The sequence below is a fragment of the Coraliomargarita parva genome, from assembly GCF_027257905.1.
In the GTDB taxonomy this organism is placed as follows: Bacteria; Verrucomicrobiota; Verrucomicrobiia; order Opitutales; family Coraliomargaritaceae; genus Coraliomargarita_A; species Coraliomargarita_A parva.
Window position 1 is genome coordinate 155,212 of record NZ_JAPZEI010000007.1, and the last position, 19,418, is coordinate 174,629.

Annotated in this window: 18 protein-coding genes; 11 read left to right on the top strand and 7 right to left on the bottom strand. The window is 56.8% G+C overall.

All coding sequences use genetic code 11. The features are described 5' to 3' along the window. Positions 1–109: 109 nt before the first annotated feature. Positions 110–1,165, bottom strand: a complete 1,056-nt coding sequence (locus tag O2597_RS12205) for an FUSC family protein (RefSeq protein WP_269525209.1) — start codon at positions 1,163–1,165, stop codon at positions 110–112. 32 nt (positions 1,166–1,197) lie between these two features. Continuing rightward, complete coding sequence (locus O2597_RS12210) at positions 1,198–1,674, bottom strand: hypothetical protein (protein WP_269525211.1); 477 nt, start codon at positions 1,672–1,674, stop codon at positions 1,198–1,200. 96 nt (positions 1,675–1,770) lie between these two features. Here O2597_RS12210 and O2597_RS12215 point away from each other — a divergent pair, with 96 nt between their 5' ends. Further along, a complete protein-coding gene (locus tag O2597_RS12215; protein WP_269525213.1) occupies positions 1,771–2,400 on the top strand; it encodes a peptidylprolyl isomerase in 630 nt (209 codons plus the stop codon). Here O2597_RS12215 and O2597_RS12220 read toward each other — a convergent pair. After that, positions 2,380–2,955, bottom strand: a complete 576-nt coding sequence (locus O2597_RS12220; RefSeq protein WP_269525215.1) for a pyroglutamyl-peptidase I family protein — start codon at positions 2,953–2,955, stop codon at positions 2,380–2,382. The two genes, O2597_RS12215 and O2597_RS12220, sit on opposite strands and share 21 nt — an antisense overlap. Before the next feature lie 185 nt (positions 2,956–3,140). Between O2597_RS12220 and O2597_RS12225 the strand changes: the two genes are divergently transcribed. The 6 genes from O2597_RS12225 to O2597_RS12250 all read left to right on the top strand — a co-directional run bounded on the left by O2597_RS12225 (position 3,141) and on the right by O2597_RS12250 (position 9,910). Continuing rightward, the gene (locus O2597_RS12225; protein WP_269525216.1) at positions 3,141–3,623 is read left to right on the top strand and encodes a MarR family winged helix-turn-helix transcriptional regulator; all 483 of its coding nucleotides are present in this window, start codon (positions 3,141–3,143) and stop codon (positions 3,621–3,623) included. Positions 3,624–3,626: 3 nt separating this feature from the next. Then, the gene (locus tag O2597_RS12230) at positions 3,627–5,603 is read left to right on the top strand and encodes an FUSC family protein (protein ID WP_269525218.1); all 1,977 of its coding nucleotides are present in this window, start codon (positions 3,627–3,629) and stop codon (positions 5,601–5,603) included. Next, entirely contained in the window at positions 5,600–5,815 is a 216-nt protein-coding gene (locus O2597_RS12235) for a DUF1656 domain-containing protein (RefSeq protein WP_269525220.1), read from the top strand. The genes O2597_RS12230 and O2597_RS12235 overlap by 4 nt, the downstream gene beginning before the upstream one ends. 1 nt (position 5,816) lies before the next feature. After that, the gene (locus tag O2597_RS12240) at positions 5,817–6,704 is read left to right on the top strand and encodes an efflux RND transporter periplasmic adaptor subunit (protein ID WP_269525222.1); all 888 of its coding nucleotides are present in this window, start codon (positions 5,817–5,819) and stop codon (positions 6,702–6,704) included. A gap of 151 nt (positions 6,705–6,855) precedes the next feature. Beyond that, positions 6,856–9,399: a delta-60 repeat domain-containing protein gene (locus tag O2597_RS12245; RefSeq protein ID WP_269525224.1), complete on the top strand. Its 2,544-nt coding sequence runs from the start codon at positions 6,856–6,858 to the stop codon at positions 9,397–9,399. A 142-nt stretch (positions 9,400–9,541) separates the two neighbouring features. Further along, positions 9,542–9,910, top strand: coding sequence for a thiol-disulfide oxidoreductase DCC family protein (locus O2597_RS12250; RefSeq protein WP_269525226.1), 369 nt, complete (start codon positions 9,542–9,544; stop codon positions 9,908–9,910). 6 nt (positions 9,911–9,916) lie between these two features. Here O2597_RS12250 and amrS read toward each other — a convergent pair whose 3' ends face one another. Continuing rightward, entirely contained in the window at positions 9,917–11,002 is a 1,086-nt protein-coding gene (amrS, locus tag O2597_RS12255; RefSeq protein ID WP_269525228.1) for an AmmeMemoRadiSam system radical SAM enzyme, read from the bottom strand. An 84-nt stretch (positions 11,003–11,086) separates the two neighbouring features. Between amrS and amrB the strand changes: the two genes are divergently transcribed. The 3 genes from amrB to O2597_RS12270 all read left to right on the top strand — a co-directional run bounded on the left by amrB (position 11,087) and on the right by O2597_RS12270 (position 12,954). Next, positions 11,087–11,881, top strand: a complete 795-nt coding sequence (gene amrB, locus O2597_RS12260) for an AmmeMemoRadiSam system protein B (RefSeq protein WP_425603760.1) — start codon at positions 11,087–11,089, stop codon at positions 11,879–11,881. Between the two features lie 4 nt (positions 11,882–11,885). Further along, positions 11,886–12,464, top strand: a complete 579-nt coding sequence (gene amrA, locus O2597_RS12265; protein ID WP_269525232.1) for an AmmeMemoRadiSam system protein A — start codon at positions 11,886–11,888, stop codon at positions 12,462–12,464. Between the two features lie 250 nt (positions 12,465–12,714). Next, positions 12,715–12,954 carry an HP1242/YdcH family protein gene (locus O2597_RS12270; RefSeq protein WP_269525234.1) on the top strand — a complete coding sequence of 80 codons (240 nt, stop codon included), beginning with the start codon at positions 12,715–12,717 and terminating at the stop codon, positions 12,952–12,954. Here the strand turns inward: O2597_RS12270 and O2597_RS12275 are convergent. After that, positions 12,951–14,768 carry an NHL repeat-containing protein gene (locus O2597_RS12275; RefSeq protein ID WP_269525236.1) on the bottom strand — a complete coding sequence of 606 codons (1,818 nt, stop codon included), beginning with the start codon at positions 14,766–14,768 and terminating at the stop codon, positions 12,951–12,953. The genes O2597_RS12270 and O2597_RS12275 overlap by 4 nt on opposite strands. A gap of 258 nt (positions 14,769–15,026) precedes the next feature. On the opposite strand from O2597_RS12275, the gene O2597_RS12280 reads away from it, so the two are divergent. After that, positions 15,027–16,409 carry an FAD-binding oxidoreductase gene (locus O2597_RS12280; protein WP_269525239.1) on the top strand — a complete coding sequence of 461 codons (1,383 nt, stop codon included), beginning with the start codon at positions 15,027–15,029 and terminating at the stop codon, positions 16,407–16,409. A 142-nt stretch (positions 16,410–16,551) separates the two neighbouring features. Here O2597_RS12280 and O2597_RS12285 read toward each other — a convergent pair whose 3' ends face one another. Continuing rightward, positions 16,552–17,031, bottom strand: a complete 480-nt coding sequence (locus tag O2597_RS12285; protein WP_269525242.1) for a c-type cytochrome — start codon at positions 17,029–17,031, stop codon at positions 16,552–16,554. A gap of 128 nt (positions 17,032–17,159) precedes the next feature. Next, on the bottom strand, positions 17,160–19,262 hold the full coding sequence (locus tag O2597_RS12290; RefSeq protein WP_269525244.1) for a sulfatase: 2,103 nt from the start codon (positions 19,260–19,262) through the stop codon (positions 17,160–17,162). Positions 19,263–19,418 lie beyond the last annotated feature (156 nt).

The following is a 19,418-nucleotide window of genomic DNA, read 5'->3' on the forward strand; positions in this document are numbered from 1 at the left end:
GTTTGCAAGGAGGACGGAGTGTAGGCTAGTGCAAAAGGCTTTGCTTTCGGCTGGGTTGGCCGATGCTTTCACTGCGCTTCCGCCGTACTTGAGGCATCCGGGGGCGCGGTTAAGCCTTCCGGACGAAGGCCGGTCGAATCAAATAGAGGGTCAAGCCTCCGAGGTAGCCGATGACGCTGCCCAGCATGCTGTCGACAAAGCGCATGAGGATTAGGTGTTCGGTTTGATTGTAGGCCGAATGCGCGTCCGCATAGATGACGGTCAAGGGCGTAATGAAGATCACGGCGAGGGCATAGTTGCGTGTCACCAGGGATTCTATCAGGAAGCCAAGAATCATGATCGTGACGGATAGGGTCCAGGGGCCGGGAGCAGATCGGAAGATCAGCCAGGCGAGGCCCATGCCGATTGCGGTGCCGAGGATGCGGTGCACTTTGCGGTGCCACACGGCACGAAGGCTGGTGCCTTGCAGGATCGCAATCGTGGAGATCGGGACCCAGTAAGGATTGTCCAAGTGGATCAGTCTGGCAAAATGATAGCCTCCGGCGACAAAAGCAGCGATTGTGGCGGACTCCACCAGTGCATCCAGGAATTGCGGTTTGTCGGTGACAGGCGCATCGCTTAATTCGGCCGCGGTGGCGGGACGGAGTATGGAGAAGACCAGACCGAGGCACAGTGCGCCGAAGCAACCCGCGGATAACACGGCGGCTCGCGTGAGTATGAGTGCCGGATCGAAAGGAATGGCCCGCGCGACGCATGCCACCAGCACGAAGAAAAAGCTGGCCGGGGGGAGCACCGCGTTGCTGCGGCAGATCAGGGCGGCCATAAAGGCGGTTGCCGCGAGTGTCAGGGTGGAGACCAGCGGGTCATAGTTGGAGACCAGCCCGAGGGTGAAGCTCAGGATGAATCCGGATGACGCCAGCAGAAGGCTGCGCAGACGAACAGCGAAAGAGGTTCTGGGCCGTAAATAAAGAATGACCATCCCCCCCATGCAACCCATGCTGCTGGTGGCGAAGGCGCCGCATGCACTGCCAATCAGGACCGGTAGGCCCATGGCTATTGTCGCCATGATCAAGAGGCCGGGGGGACGTTTCCGGTCGCTCAGGGTGAAGAGTTCGCGGAGGGTTTCGCGTGCCAGATGAGAGATGCTGGTTAGGAGGGCAGGCATGGCAGGCGGGGGCATGGTCCAGGGCTGTACTTCTAGTCGCCGAAGATCGCGTCCCAATCAATCGTTTCCTCTGCTGTGGGTTCGGGTTGTGACTGGGCTTCGAGATAGCGACAGAAATCGGCATCCTCCTCGCTCAGGAGGCTGAGCGGGAAGCTCGCGCTTAAGCCGTCTTCCCTGCGTATGGCGACCGTGCCCTCCTTGACGGAGAGAATCGTGGCTCGTATTTCACGCCCTTGCTTGTCTGTCAGTTTTTGAATGGAGAGGACGGCGCGCGCCGCGTAGTCCGGTTTCGCCGCCGGTTCAGGTTCGATGTCGGGAGTTGGTACTGGGGCAGGGGGCGCTTCGGCGTTCCAGTCAAAATCGGGCAAAGGTTCCGGCGTACCCGTGTCCGGTTTGTCCGACACTGCTTTGTTCGGGAGCGGCCACTCCGGTTTGTGCTTCAGGCCGATGACATAGCCTGCGATCGCCGATAGGATCGAGCAGAGGAGCACGGTGAATACGAGTTTCATGACCCGCTTCCTAGTGCACTCCCGGGATGAGTTCAATCGGGAACTGTAGTTGCTTACGGGCTTGTCAGTTGGGTCCTTCGCAAGGAAGCTTGGCGCATGCGTTTTCTTTCTGTCAGTCTGTTGTCGCTCTTCACTGTGCTGTTCATTGCCGCTTGCGGCAGTCCTCAAGGCGGACGTTCCGCAGGAGAAGGCCTGGTCTCGATCCCGGACCCGCAAGCGGGTATTCTGCGAGCCGTGATGACGACTTCCCAGGGCGACATCGTCCTGCAGCTCTATGCGGAGAAAACGCCGGTTACCGTGGCCAGTTTCTTGAACCTCGCCTTGCGCGGCTATTATGACGGCCTGACCTTCCACCGGGTCGTGCCCAAGTTTGTGGTGCAGGGCGGAGATCCCACCGGAACGGGGCGAGGCGGCCCGGGCTACCAGTTTGAAAATGAAATCGTCCGGACACTGAGCCATGACCGGGCCGGCATCCTTTCGATGGCGAATTCAGGACCGGATACCAATGGCAGCCAGTTCTTTATAACGCTCGCCGCGACCGAATTTCTCGATGGCAGGCATACCGTCTTCGGGAGAGTGGTATCGGGCAAGGACGTGCTGGAACGTATTCGGAAGGGAGATACGATCGAGTCGATCCGCCTGCTGGATTCGCCGGCCGGGCTCTTCGAGTCGCAGAGAACGAGAATCCAGCAATGGAATGCGGTTCTAAACACGCTCGGTTTCTAGGACGCGGCTACAGTCTATCAGCGACTGGAGGATGGCGAGGTACAGTTCCAAATAGTCCTCATTCCTGCTTGTTCCCTGCGGTGGCAGGTGCAGGAAGGCGGCGAATGAAACAGGACTTTGCAAGGATCGGTAGAGCGTATTGTTACAGAGAAAGCTTCCGGCATCCCGGCTGATTGTGATTGCAGGGCACCGCGCGAGCAGCGTTTCCGTTGAAACGGGCCAGCGTGACTGGAGGCGCTCTGGTCCGGACGCATCAATGCGGGGATGTTCCGGTTCCGTGTTGCGTTCGTCCAGACCCTCGCGCCGGTTGACGGCTACGGTCTCAAACCGAACCGCATTTGCTTCGCCTTCGCCTAATCCCAGCACCACGCGAGGTTGAATTTCGGCGATTGCTGGCAAAAGCTGGCTCTCGACCACGCCCCAGAGGACCGGTAAATCCAGAACCCGCAGGCGAGGATCGCCTTTGCGGACCAGGGCCTGCCCCAGCGTGTCGGAGCCGTTGCGACTGCGTCCGCGGAATGCCCCGAAGGTGGTGATGATAAGGTCCACGGCCATACCGGATATTTTGAGGGATTTCTGTGTGGCAAGTCGATCCTATTGGCCACCCGAGGCCCTGTAGGCCGTCTGCTGGTTGCTTCGCGACGCTTGGAACTTGTCTGTCGACTTGAATATGATTCAAAAATAAATAGTTTGATATTGAACTATTACCGCGGCCGAGTAATCCGCTTGACCGAAAGACGATGAAAGAAACACCGATGCATAGAAAAGCGGCACCCGAGGCCCTGTACAAGCTGACGACAGCGATCCCGCCGGTCCGCCGCGCCTGGATACAGGCGGCCGAGCATGCGATGGGTGTTCGGGAAGCATCGACCTCGTTGACTCTGGTCGTTCTTTTGGTCTCCCGGCTCGGCCCGGATGTGCACCAAAAAATTCTGGCTCGTGAGATGGGGATCAATGCCGCGGCAATGGTACATTTGCTGGACCAAGGCGAAACGGCCGGGCTCTTGAGCCGCAGCGAATCGTCGGAAGACCGGCGTTGCAAGTTCATCAACCTGCTTCCGGACGGGGAGGAGATGGCGCGTCAGGCAGAGGCGCGCTTACAGGCTTTACGCAAGGAACTGCTGGGAGATTTGACCGCCGGCGAAGTGGCGACGGTGACTCGAGTGCTTCGTCTTTTGGAGGAGCGCAGTCTGGCCTACCTCGAGTCAGGTAAAGAGGCCTAATCCATGAAATTGCATCCTTCGCATTGGCTGTTTGCGCTCAAATTGTATCTGGCCATCATGCTGGCCTATGTCATTTCGGCGCGTATGGGTTTGGCTCAAACCTATTGGACGGTCGTGACCTGTTGCGTTGTGATGAACCCCATGAGTGGCGCGATGCGCTCGAAGGCGGTATACCGCTTCTGCGGAACGCTCTGCGCCGGCGTGGTCTCATTAACGCTTGCGTCCTTTCTCTCGCAGGCGCCGGTGCTGATGCTGGCGTGTGTCGGTTTGGTCGCTTCGGCCGCCTTCGGCGCCTCGTTGCTGGACCGCACACCGAGAAGCTATGGCATTCAACTGATGGGGATCACGCTGATGATTATTGCGGTCCCGGCGGTGGATGCTCCGGATACGCTATTTGACCAGATGGTGACCCGTTCGTGTGAGATTGGACTGGCAATTCTCTGCTGTACGGTGGTGGACAGCATACTCATGCCGCGTTCGCTCGGGCCGACGGTTCGAACCCGTATGGGCGGATGGCTGAAAGACATGGAACGGTGGATCGACGAAGCCTTTTCCGGGAGGCAGGCGGATGCCGCAGCCACGCAGGACCGGATCCGGGTGCTCGGGGACATCAGTTCCTTGTCTGTATTGGCCAGCCAACTACGCTATGACCCGCTTGTGACACGGAAGGAACGGCGTACCGCGTTCTGTCTGCAGGCAAGACTGCTGCACCTTGTTCCCCTGCTGTACGGCATTGCCTCTCGGGTCGCGGATGCCGGACCCCGCTTGCAGGCGGCCTTGCGCAAGCCGCTCGGTGATGCCGCCCGGAGTGCCCATGCCGGCCGACCGGCCGACCGCAGCCTGCCGGACCGGATCATGGAGCTCGAACCGGAGCCGGGCGACGCGCCGGAGTGGCGGCGACTGGTACAGGAAAACCTGGCCGAAATGTCGGAGTCGACCCTGAATACATGGGCCGAAATACGCCGGTTTGAACGGGCCTACACCCACAAGGAAGCCTTGCCTTCGGAGCTTGCGAAAGAGGTCAAGCTTGCGAGGACATTCACCTTGCGCCCCGATGTGTACCTGGCCACGCGTGTTTTTCTTGGCTGCCTGCTGACCTTTACGCTACTCGCTTTGTTCTGGGCGGCCACCGGATGGTCTTCCGGCAGTCTGATGCTGTTTCAGGCGGTGGTTATCCTCGCATTCTGCGGAGGCAGTGACGTGGCGGACCTGGCGATTCTTGCCACCGGACGAATCGTCGTCATTGCCTTGGCTGCTGCGGGAATCATGAGTTACGGGCTCCTTCCCCTGGCCAAGGACCTGACCAGCTTTGCATTTGTCATGGCTCTCTTCATCTTCCCTGCGGGGGCATGGACGGCAAAGAACCCGATCGGGATACTGATCACCGCGATCGCGTTTAGCAGTATCAATTTCCAGCGAAGCTACGCTCCCTATTCATTCGATGTCTTCCTCGATGCCTGCGTGGCCAATCTTGTCGGTGTCTTCGTGGCATTTACGTGCGTGAAACTGGTTCGTTCAATGGGGGCGAAGCATGCCGTGGAACGTTTGCTCTGGACCGGGCGCCGCGATATCGCCAGGTTGACCCGACACTCGACCCCACGAGAACGCGATTCCTACCTGAACCGGTCCCTCAACCGCATCGGCTTGCTGGCCGAGCGTATGTCGGGTACGGCCGATCCCGAGCAAGGGCAGCGTATCATGCGGGGCATGCGTGCGGGTGCCTGCGTGGCTGATTTGCGGTATTACGGCAACCGGACGGAAGGGGAATTAAGAAAGTCGCTGGAGCGCCTGCTCGCGGCTTTTCGCACGGAGCTGAACCAGTCGGCTTTTACAGATCGCTTGAGGGCCCGGATTGACGAGACCCTTTCGACTGCCTGGGGGCTGGGCATCCGCTCGGCCCGTGATCCTTTCCTGCGCAGCCTGGTGAGCTTGCGCCTTGTCTTGTTTGAATTTTCCGAAGCCTGGAGGCCCGTACCATGATGACTGAAATCGATATTTCGGGAGTGTTTTTCTCCCCCTTGTTGCTTTGCATGCTGGTCGCCCTGGCGACCCGGGTGCTTTTGTCCCGCGTTCTTGAGCGGGTCGGGTTCTACCAGTTGGTCTGGCACCGTCCTCTCTTCGATATCTCGCTGTTTTTCCTCTTCACTGGCGCGTCCTTTGAGATGCTGAAAATCTTCACTGCGGTCCATTAGTATGAACAAAGCACGTATTATTCTGATCTTTAAATTCCTGCTGACCGGGGTGCTCGCTTGTTTCGCTGCGCTCGTCGTATGGCGCTTGTATGATTATTACACCTATGCGCCGCAGACGCGCGACGGTAAGATTCGGGCGGATGTGGTGCCCTTGGCGGCGGATGTTTCCGGACGGGTGGAGGCTGTCTATGTCCGGGACAATCAAGTCGTCCACCAGGGAGATCTTCTTTTCTCGATCGACAAAGAGCGCCTGGAAAATGCCCTGGCACAAGCGGAAGCCACGCTCGACCGCGCGGAGTCGGAGCGCGATGCGGCCGCACGCGAGTACAAGCGTTACAAGGACCTGGATTCGGGGTCGGTTTCCCAGTTGGAGCAGGACCGCCGCATGGCTGAGGCGGAACAGGCGCAGGCCCGGTATGAACTCGCCGCAGCGGATTGTGCACTGGCCCGGCTCAATCTTGAGCGTTCGGATGTCTACTCACCGGTCAACGGGATCGTGACGAACCTGACGCTGCGTCCGGGTGTTTATGCGACGGCAGGCCAGGCTGTCCTGCCGCTGGTGGATACCGACAGCTTTTATGTGGTCGGCTATTTTGAAGAGACCAAGCTACGGCAGATCGAAATCGGTATGCCGGCGCATATCCGGGTGATGGGGGAGAAGCGCATGATCCGCGGGCATGTCAACGGTCTGGCGGCCGGAATCACGGACCGCGAGTACCAGACCTCCGCGGGTACGCTGTTGCCGGACGTCAATCCGACCTTCAGCTGGGTGCGCCTTGCACAACGGGTCCCGATCCGGATCAGCCTCGACGAGGTGCCCGAGGGGCTCGCATTGGTCGCCGGGCGAACGGTCAGCGTGGTGCTCGATGATTCGCAGGCCGTGCAGTAGACATGCGCGCGCCTGGTGGGAGGCATTTTGACGAAGCCGGCGTAGACATCGATCGGTTGACTATTTCTCTTTCCCGCATTTGGAGAAGTCGGGATAATTAACGCTGAAATAGCTTGAGCCGGTTCCGTTCAATCAGAAGATCAAGCACCTCATGTCTCGGACGTTTGTTATTCTCGCTCTGGTTTTCTCTTTAAGTCCCCTTTCGGCGGAAGAGTTTCACTATGCTTTCAGTGGCGAGGTCACGGAGGTCGCTGCAAATGAGAATGACTATCTGGGTACTCTCTATTCCGGAACGAGGGTGGATGGCTACTTTGGCATTACAGACACCTATCTGGGATTCGGGCGCTACAGGGCTCTCTACCTGGAAGTGAAGTTTCCCGGGCAAACTATCCGCGTCGACTACGAGCCACTCTTGTACCAATGGTGGACCAATGGGAGATTTGAGTTGGCTTGGGATAACAACGGTTCGGTGAATCTTCCATATGCGTTTTACGAGTTCGCGGTCGATCTGGATGGTTTTTCCGGTACGACCAGCGCGAGTTACTTGGCCGGACTCGATCTGCGTGATTTTAACGCAACAATCCTCAGTGTGCGTGGATATGATATTGAGAGTGGTGCTGCATTTGATGTCACCGTGGATCTTCAGAGCCTGGATCGATCCACTGACTTAAGCCGGAGGTTCTATTTCGATTCGGGGATTCAGTTTTATAGTAATTATCCGATCCGGGCACTGGCTTTTGACCGTGATTGCATCTGGGTTGGTGGCAGTGGGTTTTCCCGTTCCGGAGGCAAGCAACCCCTCGAACGACTCTTTCTGGATGGTGAGCGGGATACTTCCTTTAATATTGTCGGTGGATTTTCGAAAGAGGATGGCAGTCTGCCTGTGATTTATGCGATCGAGCGGTTGGAAGACGGCGACCTCTTTGTTGCGGGGGATTTTAGCCACTATATGGAGGTTGAGGTGGGGAATTATGCCCGTCTCAATCGAGATGGATCCTTGGATCCGGATTTTCTTAAAAATCGTCGTGGTCTCTCGGCTGTACCTGGTGCGAACGGCATCGTGACCGCCCTACAGCTTCTGCCGGGAGGCGATGTACTGTTGGGGGGAGACTTCTCTCAAGTGGATGGTTTGTCTCGTCTGAACTTAGCCATCGTCAGGTCTTCAGGAGAGGTGGTGCCCACGTGGTCCACGTCGGCCCTGCAATCGCCGCGATCTTTTAACGGAATTAACGCTTTCGCGCTATCACCGGATGGCATGGAGGTGTATGTGGCAGGTGATTTCCGAGTGCAGTCCACAGAGTCGGAAATGGGGCTTTTTCGAATGAATCTCAGTAAGGGGACACCGGATTGGTTATCTTCTTTCAATCTGCCTCCGTCGGAGTTTGCTAAGGTATGCTTTCGTGAAGACGGTGCCTTGGTACTGCTGGAAGATTTGGGAAGCGGGGGGGAGCTGTATGTTCAGCAAAAACCGGAAACGGGTACGACGGATCCATTCCGCTTAGGCGAGAATTCAGGTGTCATTGTTAACAATATAACGGCAATGGCTGTACTGAAGGACAATCGTATCTTTGCTGTGGGATATTTTTGGGATGCGGAACGCGACGAAACATTTTCTGTCGGGGTCTTCTCCGAGAAGGGGGATTACTTGAGCGCTTCGATGGGGCAGCGTCTTGAAATCTGGGCGGATGCTAAGGCTCAGGGCGTTCTGTCTGGCGATGGAAGCGTCTGGATCTTCGGAGATTTTGATTTGGAACTGGGAACCACTGACGGCACGGATTCGGTCGGAGAGTATCAATGGACCAAGCTTGCGCGTTTTGCCGAGTGTCAGTCGCATCCGGTTGCAAGCCCTGCGAATCTTGTTTTTGGCAGCAGTCGTTATGATACGCGTGACGGCGAGACCCTCTACGTGTCCTTGCTCCGCACCGGAGCCACGGAGGATTTGGAGGCGCCTTTGAAGGGATACGTCGAAAGCGAATGGGCGGACAACTTGAATGTTCTCAATGAAGGTGACGATTTTATCTATTCTTGGTTTCGCGGGCCTCTGTTAGAATTTGCGCCCTATGATCGGATGATTTCCGTGCCGGTCAGTTTTTTGACGGATTGGTTGCCGGGGGCTTCCGCTGAACCGGACGCTTCGCCCAGTGTGGTTTTTGCGGTCGATTATTCGAATGCACAATATCCCACTTCTACGGGAATGCGAACACGTACCGTTGCCTGGGTTGAAGACTCGACCCACGAGCACCTGACTGCACTTCAACAATATGTCCCTGATGCAACGATTGAAGCGGATGGCTACCTTGATCCGGATCAGGATGGCAGGGACAGTTATACTGAGATCTTGATGCAGACAGACCCTTTGATCGCGGATTCAGCGCCTGGTCTGAAGTTGTTTCGACGCTACCATCCGCAAGATGTGGAACCCGTGTGGGTTTTGGAGCTTCCATTTGATGGTACCATGTCGCAGGCAACGTTCGTTCTATGGCAGGCTTTGGCGAGTCAAGGTGGACTCGATGCCGGCTGGGACAGTCTTGTTTCAAACACGAGTGATGAGCTGTTGTCCCAGCGCTACAAGCCGATGAGCTATCGTGACTCCTTATTGTATGGGGACCCGCATGGTTCCGGAGTGCTCGGGATCCGTCTGGCCCCGGGGGCGGAATCTTCCGTCTTCTGGCAGGCGACCTATTCGGAGTATTGATACGGCAGCGGCCACGATCCGCAGCCACCAGTGCCAGTCGGCCTGGAGCCGGTAGTGGTGGAGGATATTTCAACCGTGATAACATCGCGGCAAAGATTTGCCTCGGAAGCAGGTTGGGGCATGTTTCTTGGAGTCATATAGAATGAATGATTCCATGACGAAGCAGCAATCGACATGCCCCGTGATGCTTTGGGACGGGGATTGTGAGTTCTGTGCGAAATGGATTGAGCGATGGCACCGGTTGACCGGAGACGCGGTCAGCTATCGTCCTTACCAGGATGCCTTGGAGGACTTTCCGCAGTTGAGCGTGGCGGCTTGCCGTCGGGCGGTGCAGTTGGTTCTGCCGGACGGGACTGTCTTTTCCGGGGCGCATGCAGTCCTGCGCACGCTGTCCATTGCCGGCAGGTATCCGCGTCTGCTGGTTCTCTATGAGGGATTTCCTCTCTTTCGCTGGCTCATGGATCTAGGCTACCGCTTTGTGGCCGCGAACCGTTCCTGGTTGCCGAAGTAATATCTCCTATGCTGTCAGGCGAATGGGCTGGCGTCGTGCGCCCCATGTCCCGCAAGGCCCTTCGAAGACTCCGGCGCAGGGATGACCGCAGAAGCGGCAGGATCCGTCGTCGGTCAGGTTATATTCGCGGATTTGGTACCAGTCGCGAACGACCACGGCTTGGTGGCAGGACGGGCAGATTGTGCTGCCGCCGTGCGAGTCGTGGACATTGCCGGTATAGGCAAAGTGCACGCCGTTTTTCAGCGCTATTTCCCGAGCACGACTCAAGGTTTCGGCCGGAGTGGGGGGGCGGTCGCGCATCTTCCAGTCGGGGTGAAAGGCGGTGAAGTGCATCGGTACGTCCGGACCGAGCTTGTCCACGACCCAGCGCGTCATTTCCTCGATTTCCCGGCTTGAATCGTTGAGTCCGGGGATGAGCAGGGTGGTGAGCTCCATCCAAACATTGGTTTCTTTGTGGATATATTCGATGGTCTCTAATACCGGATCCAGGTGTGCCCCGGTGACCTTCCAGTAAAAGTCTTCCGTGAAGGCTTTCAGGTCGACATTGGCCGCGTCCATGTGGGCATACAAGTCCTTGCGTGGTTCCGCGCAGATGTAGCCGGCCGTGACCGCGACGGCACGGATGCCGCGCGCATGGCAGGCATCGGCCACATCCATGGCATATTCGCAAAAGATGACCGGGTCGTTGTAGGTGAAGGCGACGCTGCGGCAGTTATGCAGTTCCGCGGCCTCGGCGATAGCTTCGGGGCTTGCCTGGTCACAGATGGTATCCCATTCGCGGGATTTGCTGATATCCCAATTCTGGCAAAACTTGCAGGCCAGATTGCAGCCGGCCGTACCAAAGGAGAGGACCGGTGTGCCCGGCAGGAAGTGGTTGAGCGGTTTCTTTTCAATCGGGTCGATACAGAACCCGCTGGAACGGCCGTAGCTGGTCAGTATGATCTGGTCGCCGCGACGCTGGCGAATAAAGCACATTCCGCGCTGTCCGTCCTTAAGTTTGCAGTCACGCGGACACAGCCGGCAACGGATGCGTCCGTCCTCCAGCGGCTCCCAATAGCGTCCGGGGTAGTCGGCCTGTTCCACTCGGCTCATCCACCTACAATACTGCCGTCCGAGGGCTCAGTCAATTTATCAACCAACTTGCCAGTGGGTGCATTTGTAGATAAATTTAAGCTGATGATTGTGCGCGATTCCAGGCCACCGGCGGTCGCCGGAATGTTTTATCCGGAGGATACCAACCAACTCCGGGAGGAGGTTCGTGACTACATGTCGGCAACGCCTGTTTATGAGGCGCTGGGGACACCCCGGGCACTCATCGTTCCGCATGCGGGCTATCCCTATTCCGGGCCCGTCGCCGGCACCGCCTTCCGCTTGCTCGCTGAAACCGGAAAGGAAATCAGCCGCGTCGTTTTGCTCGGTCCTTCTCACCACCTTTCTTTCGAAGGGCTCGCTTACAGTGGTTTCGAAGCATTCCGGACGCCACTTGGTACCGTGCCGGTGGACTCCGAGGCGATTGATCGCATCCGCTCGCTCCCGCAAGTGCAGCTGTTGGAGGGGGCGCATTTTCGTGAGCATTGCCTGGAGGTCGAGTTGCCTTTCCTGCAAATGGCCTTGCAGGACTTTCGCATTGTTCCGCTGGTTGTGGGCTCGGCGACTCCGGAGCAAGTTGCCGAAGTGATTCATTTGCTTTGGGATGCGCACAGCCTGGTGCTTGTGAGTACGGACTTGAGCCATTACCTGGATTACGAAACGGCGCAGGCATTGGATGCGGAAACCTGCCGTAGAATCAAAGATCTCGACTTTGTGCACATCGGGCCCGCAGATGCCTGCGGTGCGCGTGCGCTGAACGGCTTGCTCTGCGAGGCGGACAAACAAGGCCTGACGGTCCATACGCTCGACCTCCGTAACTCGGGGGATACCGCGGGCGATCGTTCACGTGTGGTCGGGTACGGGGCTTGGAGCCTAGACTGAAGCGATGCAAACGTCCGAACAGGAAGCCTATACCCCGCAAGAGCAGGTTTGTCTGCTTCATACGGCGCGTGAGGCAATTCAAGCACGCTTGGCCGGCGAAGTTTACCAGCATCCGCCGCTGCATCGCTATCCGGATGCGCTGATGGAGCATCGGGCCTGTTTTGTCACCTTGAAGATCCGGGACCAGCTTCGCGGTTGCATCGGCGGCTTCGAGGCCTCCCGTCCCTTGATCGATGAGGTGGCGCAACGTGCCTGCGATGCGGCCTTCAAGGATCCCCGTTTCGAACCGCTCGACGCCAGAGAGCTGCCCGAGCTGAGGATTCATATCGCCGTGCTGAATCCCACCATTCCAATGGAGGTGACTGGCCGTTCCGACCTGCTTCGCCAACTTCGTCCCGGAGTGGACGGAATCCTGATCGAAGAGGGCGCGTACCGGGGCACTTTTCTTCCTGCCGTCTGGGAGTCGCTGCCTCATCGCGAACAATTCCTGCAGGCACTCATGCACAAGGCGGGACTCCCTTCGGATTATTGGTCCGATTCGATTCGGGTGTACCGCTACACTTGTACGGATTTTGGGGAGTGAGCCCAGTCGAGACGATTTCCGGCTTTTCGTTGTCACGGCACTTCTGGATTGGTTGAGCTGATTTCCTCGACTACAGCGGCAGGGAAACCTTCCCGCTGTTTCGTGTCTTCCGGGGCGCGGCAATCGGTCGATGGGGGACAACAAGCAGGAAAGTCCGTTGCGTATGCCTGTGATTGGTGTATATTTTGATTGTCGCTGGAGTGTGATTCACGCTCAGCCAAAATCTGCCTAACCTCAATCCATACGCGCCATGATTATCGAACCACATAATATCGAGCACGAGTTTCCCCAACATCGCAGCAAACTGGCCCGACTCTGCCAGTCCGATTCCGAATTTGCCGCGCTGGTCGACCGGCACGACGAACTGGACCGGTCAATCCATAAGATCGAGGAACGCCAGCAAGCGGTCTCTGATGAGGAAGTCGAAAAGCTCAAGTACGAGCGCAGTGAGTTGAAAGACCGGATCTGGAGCCGTCTTGAGTCCGACTAGTTTTTTAGCTCCCCAGTTGACCTGGAGTTCAGGCTAACTTGGAAGATTGTGGCATCCTTGCTGTCGGGGTTGCTGGCGACCAGGTAGAGCCTGCCCATTTCGTCAAATGCAATACCGGCTAGATTCTGGTATTTGGGGCTGAAACACATCAGCAGTTCCACCTTGCCCTCCATGTCGAATCGAAACACCGATCCTGTGGAGGAGTCCGTCACGTACAGCCAGCCTTGGTGGAGGCTTATGCCTTCCGGGTTGATCAAGCCGTCGTTGGCGGTGGCAAAGGCGTCAACCGTTCCGCTGGGAGTTGCCCTGAAAATCGCGTGTGCCGCTTCGTCGCTGATATAGAGGTTCCCTGCGGAATCGAGGACGATTTCTTCGGGGCTCTTGAGTCCGTCCTCGGCGGAGACGATTGTGGTCTGTATCGCGCCGTCCAGACGGTAGATGAGCGAGAGTTTTTCATCGGCGACATAGAGCCGGTTCTGTGCGTCGAGCGCGAGGCCTTCGGGGGAGAGTAGTTCGGTTGCTTCGACCACGACCGGCCTGAGCTCCGGACTCGGGTAGTTCAGGATGCGGTGGTTCGCGTCGTCGCTGACGAAAAAGCCTTCCCCGTAGACGGCGACATCCTCAGGCGAGGACAGTCCGGTTTGGGCTTCGATGAATACCTTGCCGTTGCCTTCTGCATCAAAAACCAGCAAATCACCCGTTCCCTCGTTGCAGACGATCAGCCCGTAGTCGGCATTGTAGGTAAGGCCGTCGGGCTGGTCGAGACCGTCATCCGTATCGGCAAAAACCTGTATGGTGTAGTTATCTTTCTGATACAGGAGGACGTGGTCGATGCGGTCGTAATGGATCCGGAGCCATGCAAGTCCTCCGAGAAGACACAGGCAAAGAAGCAGGTAAGCCGCTTGGGCGAAACGCATGGGCCGGAGTTGTGGCTGCATCTGTTTGGCTAGCTTGAGGATGCAGCCTTCCTTGCCCTCCACCACGCCCACCCATGTGGCGCAGCAGAACAGGCTGGCAGCGGTGAACTCAAGGGTCTCCTCGATCGAATTGCACCAGTACTTCGAAGCATTCGCGCCAATCCAGGGCGCGAGTACGAAATCAAATGTATCGAGGAGCATCGCGCTTCCCAGGGCGAGGACTCCGGCGACCAGAAGACGGGGCAGATGGTTCTTCCAGTGGAAGACGCCTTGGCGGAGGGCCCAGCAGGCGGCGGCAACTGCGCCGAGGGCACCGACCGCATAGCCCGCCGTGATGAGGTCCTGCCCATGGGCGACTTTCAAGTACGGGCCCAGACGCTCATGGATCCGGAAATATTCGTCGGCTGCCGCCAGCAGGAAGGCTGCGGAGAAGACGGCCCACAGGCCATGGAGCAGCCGGTTGTGAGGTTCCCATATGCGCTGGGCAAAGAGGTTGACGGCCGCACCGGTGGCGCAGAGCACGAGGACGACCGCAGAGAAGAAGGTCAGGTTGGATGCCTCCGTCCAGAACCAGCGGTCGATCGGATCCATGATCCATACGATGCAGAGCACGATGCTTTCGGCCAGTAGGGTGTACAGCAACATGCGCATCCGTAGTCCGAACATGGGCCTGACCCAGAGGGGGAAGATCAGGGCGGCAATAACCAGCATGCCAAACAGGGTGCCCGTTGTCCTGAATTGCAGCTCCAGAGTCGGGGGCTGACCGGTCTTCGCTACGAGTTGATGAACCAGGGCCGGCGCAGTCCACAGGCTGATGAGCGGAATGCCCAGCAGCAGAAATCCGGTCCAGACCAGTGCGATCGGAGCGGACCAATGGCATTCGTGATCCGTGGGCATGCTAAAGTGGCTAGTGGCTTCGGTGAGGGGCTTGTGCTCGATTACGGGCTGCGTGAACTGATGCAGTCTTTCATAGGGCGTGGACTCCCGGTTTGCAAGGGGAATTCCCTTAGCGTGTGCTCGTGTTGACTTGGGGGCGGACGGGTTTATGTCGCGTCTTGTAGAGCGCTTTTGACAGGGGCCGTTTTTCTCTTACCATTTATTGCTTCGCTGGTGTATCGCGCCGCGCTCCAATCCTACATCTACCAACTCTTACCCATGACAACCTTGGCTGCTACCGACTATGTGGCTCTGCAATCCGAGCTGACCGGGAACGTGATCCTTCCCGTTGATCCGACCTACGACGAAGTTCGTCAAATTTGGAATGCCATGATTGATAAGCGACCGGCGGCTATCGTCCAGTGTCGCAGCACTGAAGATGTACAGGCATGCCTGCGCTTCAGTCAGGCGCATGACCTCGAAGTCTCCGTCCGGGGGGCGGGCCACAATATTGCCGGAAACTCGATTTGCGAAGATGGCTTGGTCATCGACTTTTCATTAATGAAGGAGGTCGAGGTCGATCCGAAGGCACGCCGTGCACTGGTACAGCCGGGGGCGACCCTGGGCGATGTGGATGCCGCGACCCAGGTTCATGGCCTGGCGGTTCCGACCGGGATCAACTCGACCACCGGTATCGCGGGCCTGACGCTCGGGGGCGGCTTTGGCTGGCTCACCCGGCGCTTCGGTATGACGATCGACAGCCTCATTTCCATTGAACTGGTCACGGTTGAGGGCAAGCGTGTGTGTGCGAGCGAGACGGAGCATCCCGACCTGTTCTGGGCGGTGCGCGGTGGGGGCGGCAACTTCGGCGTCGTCACGGCCTTTGAGTTTCTCTGCTATCCGGTTGGTCCTGAGGTTTTGGCGGGACTCGTTGTTTTCCCTTTCAGGCAAGCGAAACAGGTCTTAACGGCCCATTTCGCAAACACTCAACGCATGCCGCTGGAAACCAATGTTTGGTGTGTCCTCAGAAAAGCGCCGCCGCTGCCTTTTCTCCCGGAATCGGTCCACGGCCAGAACGTGGTGGTGATGGCGCTCTGTCATACCGGTGACGAGGCCTCCGGCATGGGAGAGCTCGAGCGGATACGCTCCTTTGGTGATGCGGTGGGCGAGCATGTCGGGGTCCAGGCTTTCGTGGACTGGCAACAGGCCTTCGATCCCTTGTTGACCCCCGGAGCGCGCAATTACTGGAAATCCCATAACTTCATTGAAATGGTCCCGGAAGCGATCGATTGCATTATTGAATATGCCGGGAAACTACCCACCGTTCAATGCGAGATCTTTGTCGGGCTGATTTCCGGGGTGGCCAACAAGGTGTCGCCCGCAGCGATGGCCTATAGTAGCCGTGATGCCAATTATGTGCTCAATGTGCACGGGCGTTGGGACGATCCGAAGGAGGACGCGCGTTGTATCGTCTGGGCACGTGACTTTTTTGCCGCCTCCAAGCCCTATGCCTCCGAAGGGGCCTATGTGAACTTCATGACGGAAGAAGAGGGTGGCCGGGTCGAATCCGCCTATGGCGTCAACTACAAGCGCTTGCGCGAGATTAAGCGGAAATACGATCCGGAGAACATACTTCACCTCAACCAGAATATCGTCCCTTGATACATCGGAATTCGTTCCAGTTCTGTCCGGCGTGTTCGTTTGGCTGAATGACTTCGGACACTATGACTGCTGCGACCAGCGCGGGCGGGTCGCGTTTGTCAAATCCTTCGAGGAAGACGGGCTTCGCTGGACGGACGGATGTTCAGTACGGTGACGGTGCGCCGTAATCGTAAGGCGTGTAGAAGTACTGGGGGTCGTAGTCCGGCACAAACACATCATAGTGTTCTTGCAGGAATGAAACGATGTCCACCAACTGTTCGACGGTCATCTTCGACTTGTAGTCGGGCATCATGGAACGTCCTTCCGTGTCGAGATAGCGGCCCTCTTCGGCGTAGAGATTGGCAGACGGGTGCATGACTGCCGTGACCAACTGGCCATAGGTCTTGGCGATATGTTGCTTGCCGCCGAGTGCGATGATGTTTTCGGGTGGGATGCCTTCCGTTTCAGGTAGGGTGACACCACGGACTGTGTGGCACTGGACGCAGCCCAGCTCCACGAATGCAGCTTTTCCTGCGGCAATGTCACCGTCAGGCAGAACAAATCCCCTTGGAGAGTTGCCCCGAAGCAAATAGAGCACTTGCCCTAAGTAGAGTAGGACGCCGATAATCAGCAGTGTGAGCACAAACCTCAGCGCCTTTTTTCTTTTTCCTGATTGTGTAGGTTGGTTCATGAAACACCTCCGGAATTAGTGTATCCCGATCCTTGTTTTAGGCAAGTTTAGGTGCAGAATCTGCTTGTGTCGTGGGTCTGTTAGTGGGCCTTGACATGGCCACGGAGAGGGGATGCCGGTTGAACCATGTCAGGCGACTTAAATTTCGGCGCAAAGTGTGAAGTATGCCGTGTTCGATCTCCGTAGTAACGGATTTGTTGCTCTGCCCAGAACAGCAGGGTGTCTTGCAGTATTTGAATCTCCGGCTTCTTGAATGCCGCAGCATATAAGTCGTCGAGTTCTCCGGGGTCGCGACTTGTGTCGAATAGCTGGTAGGTTCCTCTGCTGAAGTCATAGAATAGTTTATACTTGGAAGTCACCAATGCGACTTGCTTCATCGCCGGTGATTGGCAAACCAAGGGGGCCCATTCGCGCTTATCCCCCTCCAGCAAGCTGTGTCCTTGGAAGCCCGGATAGGGCGGAAGTCCGAGCAGGCTGAGAATCATTGGTGCGATGTCGGTGTGATGGCTCAGGCCCTCATAAGTAGCGGGTGCCTGATCCGGTTTGTAAATGATGAGCGGCGTCTGTACGACTTCGTTGTAAAGTTTGCTCGCATGGCCGGTAAAGCCATGTTCTCCGAAGGCTTGTGCGGTGTCGCCGCTGATGATGACAATAGAGTCCTTGAGCTGCCCGTTCTGGCTGAGCTTGTCCAGAAAGCGTCCGAGCAGTTGGTCGACGTAGTTCAGGCTGTCGGCGTATCGGTCGTAGATGTCGGGAATCTGTTGCGGAGGCAGGTTCAGGAAATTCAAACCTGAGACGTCCATGTCCTTTCCAAAGGGGCGTTCCATTGTTTCCGGAAAATAATACGGGTAGTGCGTGGATTGTAGATTGATGTAGGTGAAAAAGGGTTGTGTTTGGGCACGTATCCAATTGGTCGCAATTTCCAGGGTGACTGTGTCCGGGCACTTTCCGGCATGTCGCTTGATGGGGTTGTTGTAAAATGGTTTGGCTGATTCCAGCGCGTTGGCATGGAACAGGTAATCGAGTCTCGTACTTTCGTAGTAGTTCAGCATGCCACCCCAATTTTCATTTTGAGAGGAAATGATGGACGTGGTGTAACCGGATTCGCGGAGAAGGTCGTAGATCCTTGGCCGGGGGTAGCTGGTTGCTTCGGGATATACATGAATGCGTTCACTCCAGAATGGATACGTGCCGGAGAGTATGCTGACATCCGCATAATTCGAGTGGCTCGAGCTTGCAAAATGACGGGTGAATACGGCGCTTTTATGGGCCAGTGTCTCGAGGTGGGGCATGACCACACGTGAACCGCCCCACTGTGTGAGTTGATCCACCCGTAGTGACTCGATGACGATGATAATGACGTTATATGCGCGGGTGGTCTCGAAAATCTGACGGTTTTGTTGGCCGTATGCTTCGGGGCTTAAATATGTATCGAATTCCACCTTGTGTGCAGACACCGACTGGCTCCGGGGCATCGGTCCTGTTTTATTGATGGATCGTACCAATGACGTATAAGGCCCGGTTCGCTGGTCCAATAGGGAGTCCAGGTGGTCACCGATAGTGGTGACACTATATTCCTTAGCGCCACCCAATCGGTAGCGTCCGCTTTCACTGCTGCTAATCTGGTAGATGGAGAAGGGCTCATAGATAAGCGTCGTACATGCGATACAGAGGACAAAGAGTGTGCCCCACTTGATTTTGGAGCCCTTGTCTGCGCGTTTTGGGATCCAGGAAGGCAGGTAGACCCAAACCGCGCTTATACTACATCCGAGCAGGAGGAGGCTGATTGTGCCGGCAATGGAGAAATGAATGGCGTGTTCGAGTAAGTGCCAGGGAGAGGCTGCGTAAAATAACAAGCTGTCCCACTCGATGAACTTTCCGACATAGAGAAATTGTCCCCAGTTCAGCGCGTTATAAAAGCTCACAACCAGTGCACACAACCAGAGTGTTGTCGTCGATAGGAGGATGCGTAGCCAGTTTTGAGTTCTCTGGTGATGACGCCAGTAGGCTGCCATTCCCAGCACCACGGCAGGAAGACCGGCGTAGTTCACTTCTATCAGGATGAAACGGATGCCTAGGAAATCTTTGAAATACGGGTCTTGGATCGAAGTGTCTCCTATCGCCAGGGAGAAGGCTACGAATATGAGGATTTGTAAGAACCAATAAACCCCAATCAGATTCATGCATTCGAGCCCTTTTTTGATTACGGGAGGAAGTTTTTGTGTTGGTTTTGTCCGATCTCTGTTTGCTTGGCTCATTTGGAATAACGCATTAAAAATGATGAAATAAAAATGCGTAAAAAAGATTAGGCAATTAGGAATCGAAGCTTTCTGATGGGG

Bases quoted from the DNA above. Each gene is read 5' to 3' on its own strand.
- O2597_RS12205 (WP_269525209.1), bottom strand. From the start codon at position 1,165: ATGCCTGCCCTCCTAACCAGCATCTCTCATCTGGCACGCGAAACCCTC.
- O2597_RS12210 (WP_269525211.1), bottom strand. From the start codon at position 1,674: ATGAAACTCGTATTCACCGTGCTCCTCTGCTCGATCCTATCGGCGATC.
- O2597_RS12215 (WP_269525213.1), top strand. From the start codon at position 1,771: ATGCGTTTTCTTTCTGTCAGTCTGTTGTCGCTCTTCACTGTGCTGTTC.
- O2597_RS12220 (WP_269525215.1), bottom strand. From the start codon at position 2,955: ATGGCCGTGGACCTTATCATCACCACCTTCGGGGCATTCCGCGGACGC.
- O2597_RS12225 (WP_269525216.1), top strand. From the start codon at position 3,141: ATGAAAGAAACACCGATGCATAGAAAAGCGGCACCCGAGGCCCTGTAC.
- O2597_RS12230 (WP_269525218.1), top strand. From the start codon at position 3,627: ATGAAATTGCATCCTTCGCATTGGCTGTTTGCGCTCAAATTGTATCTG.
- O2597_RS12235 (WP_269525220.1), top strand. From the start codon at position 5,600: ATGATGACTGAAATCGATATTTCGGGAGTGTTTTTCTCCCCCTTGTTG.
- O2597_RS12240 (WP_269525222.1), top strand. From the start codon at position 5,817: ATGAACAAAGCACGTATTATTCTGATCTTTAAATTCCTGCTGACCGGG.
- O2597_RS12245 (WP_269525224.1), top strand. From the start codon at position 6,856: ATGTCTCGGACGTTTGTTATTCTCGCTCTGGTTTTCTCTTTAAGTCCC.
- O2597_RS12250 (WP_269525226.1), top strand. From the start codon at position 9,542: ATGAATGATTCCATGACGAAGCAGCAATCGACATGCCCCGTGATGCTT.
- amrS (WP_269525228.1), bottom strand. From the start codon at position 11,002: ATGAGCCGAGTGGAACAGGCCGACTACCCCGGACGCTATTGGGAGCCG.
- amrB (WP_425603760.1), top strand. From the start codon at position 11,087: ATGATTGTGCGCGATTCCAGGCCACCGGCGGTCGCCGGAATGTTTTAT.
- amrA (WP_269525232.1), top strand. From the start codon at position 11,886: ATGCAAACGTCCGAACAGGAAGCCTATACCCCGCAAGAGCAGGTTTGT.
- O2597_RS12270 (WP_269525234.1), top strand. From the start codon at position 12,715: ATGATTATCGAACCACATAATATCGAGCACGAGTTTCCCCAACATCGC.
- O2597_RS12275 (WP_269525236.1), bottom strand. From the start codon at position 14,768: ATGCCCACGGATCACGAATGCCATTGGTCCGCTCCGATCGCACTGGTC.
- O2597_RS12280 (WP_269525239.1), top strand. From the start codon at position 15,027: ATGACAACCTTGGCTGCTACCGACTATGTGGCTCTGCAATCCGAGCTG.
- O2597_RS12290 (WP_269525244.1), bottom strand. From the start codon at position 19,262: ATGAATCTGATTGGGGTTTATTGGTTCTTACAAATCCTCATATTCGTA.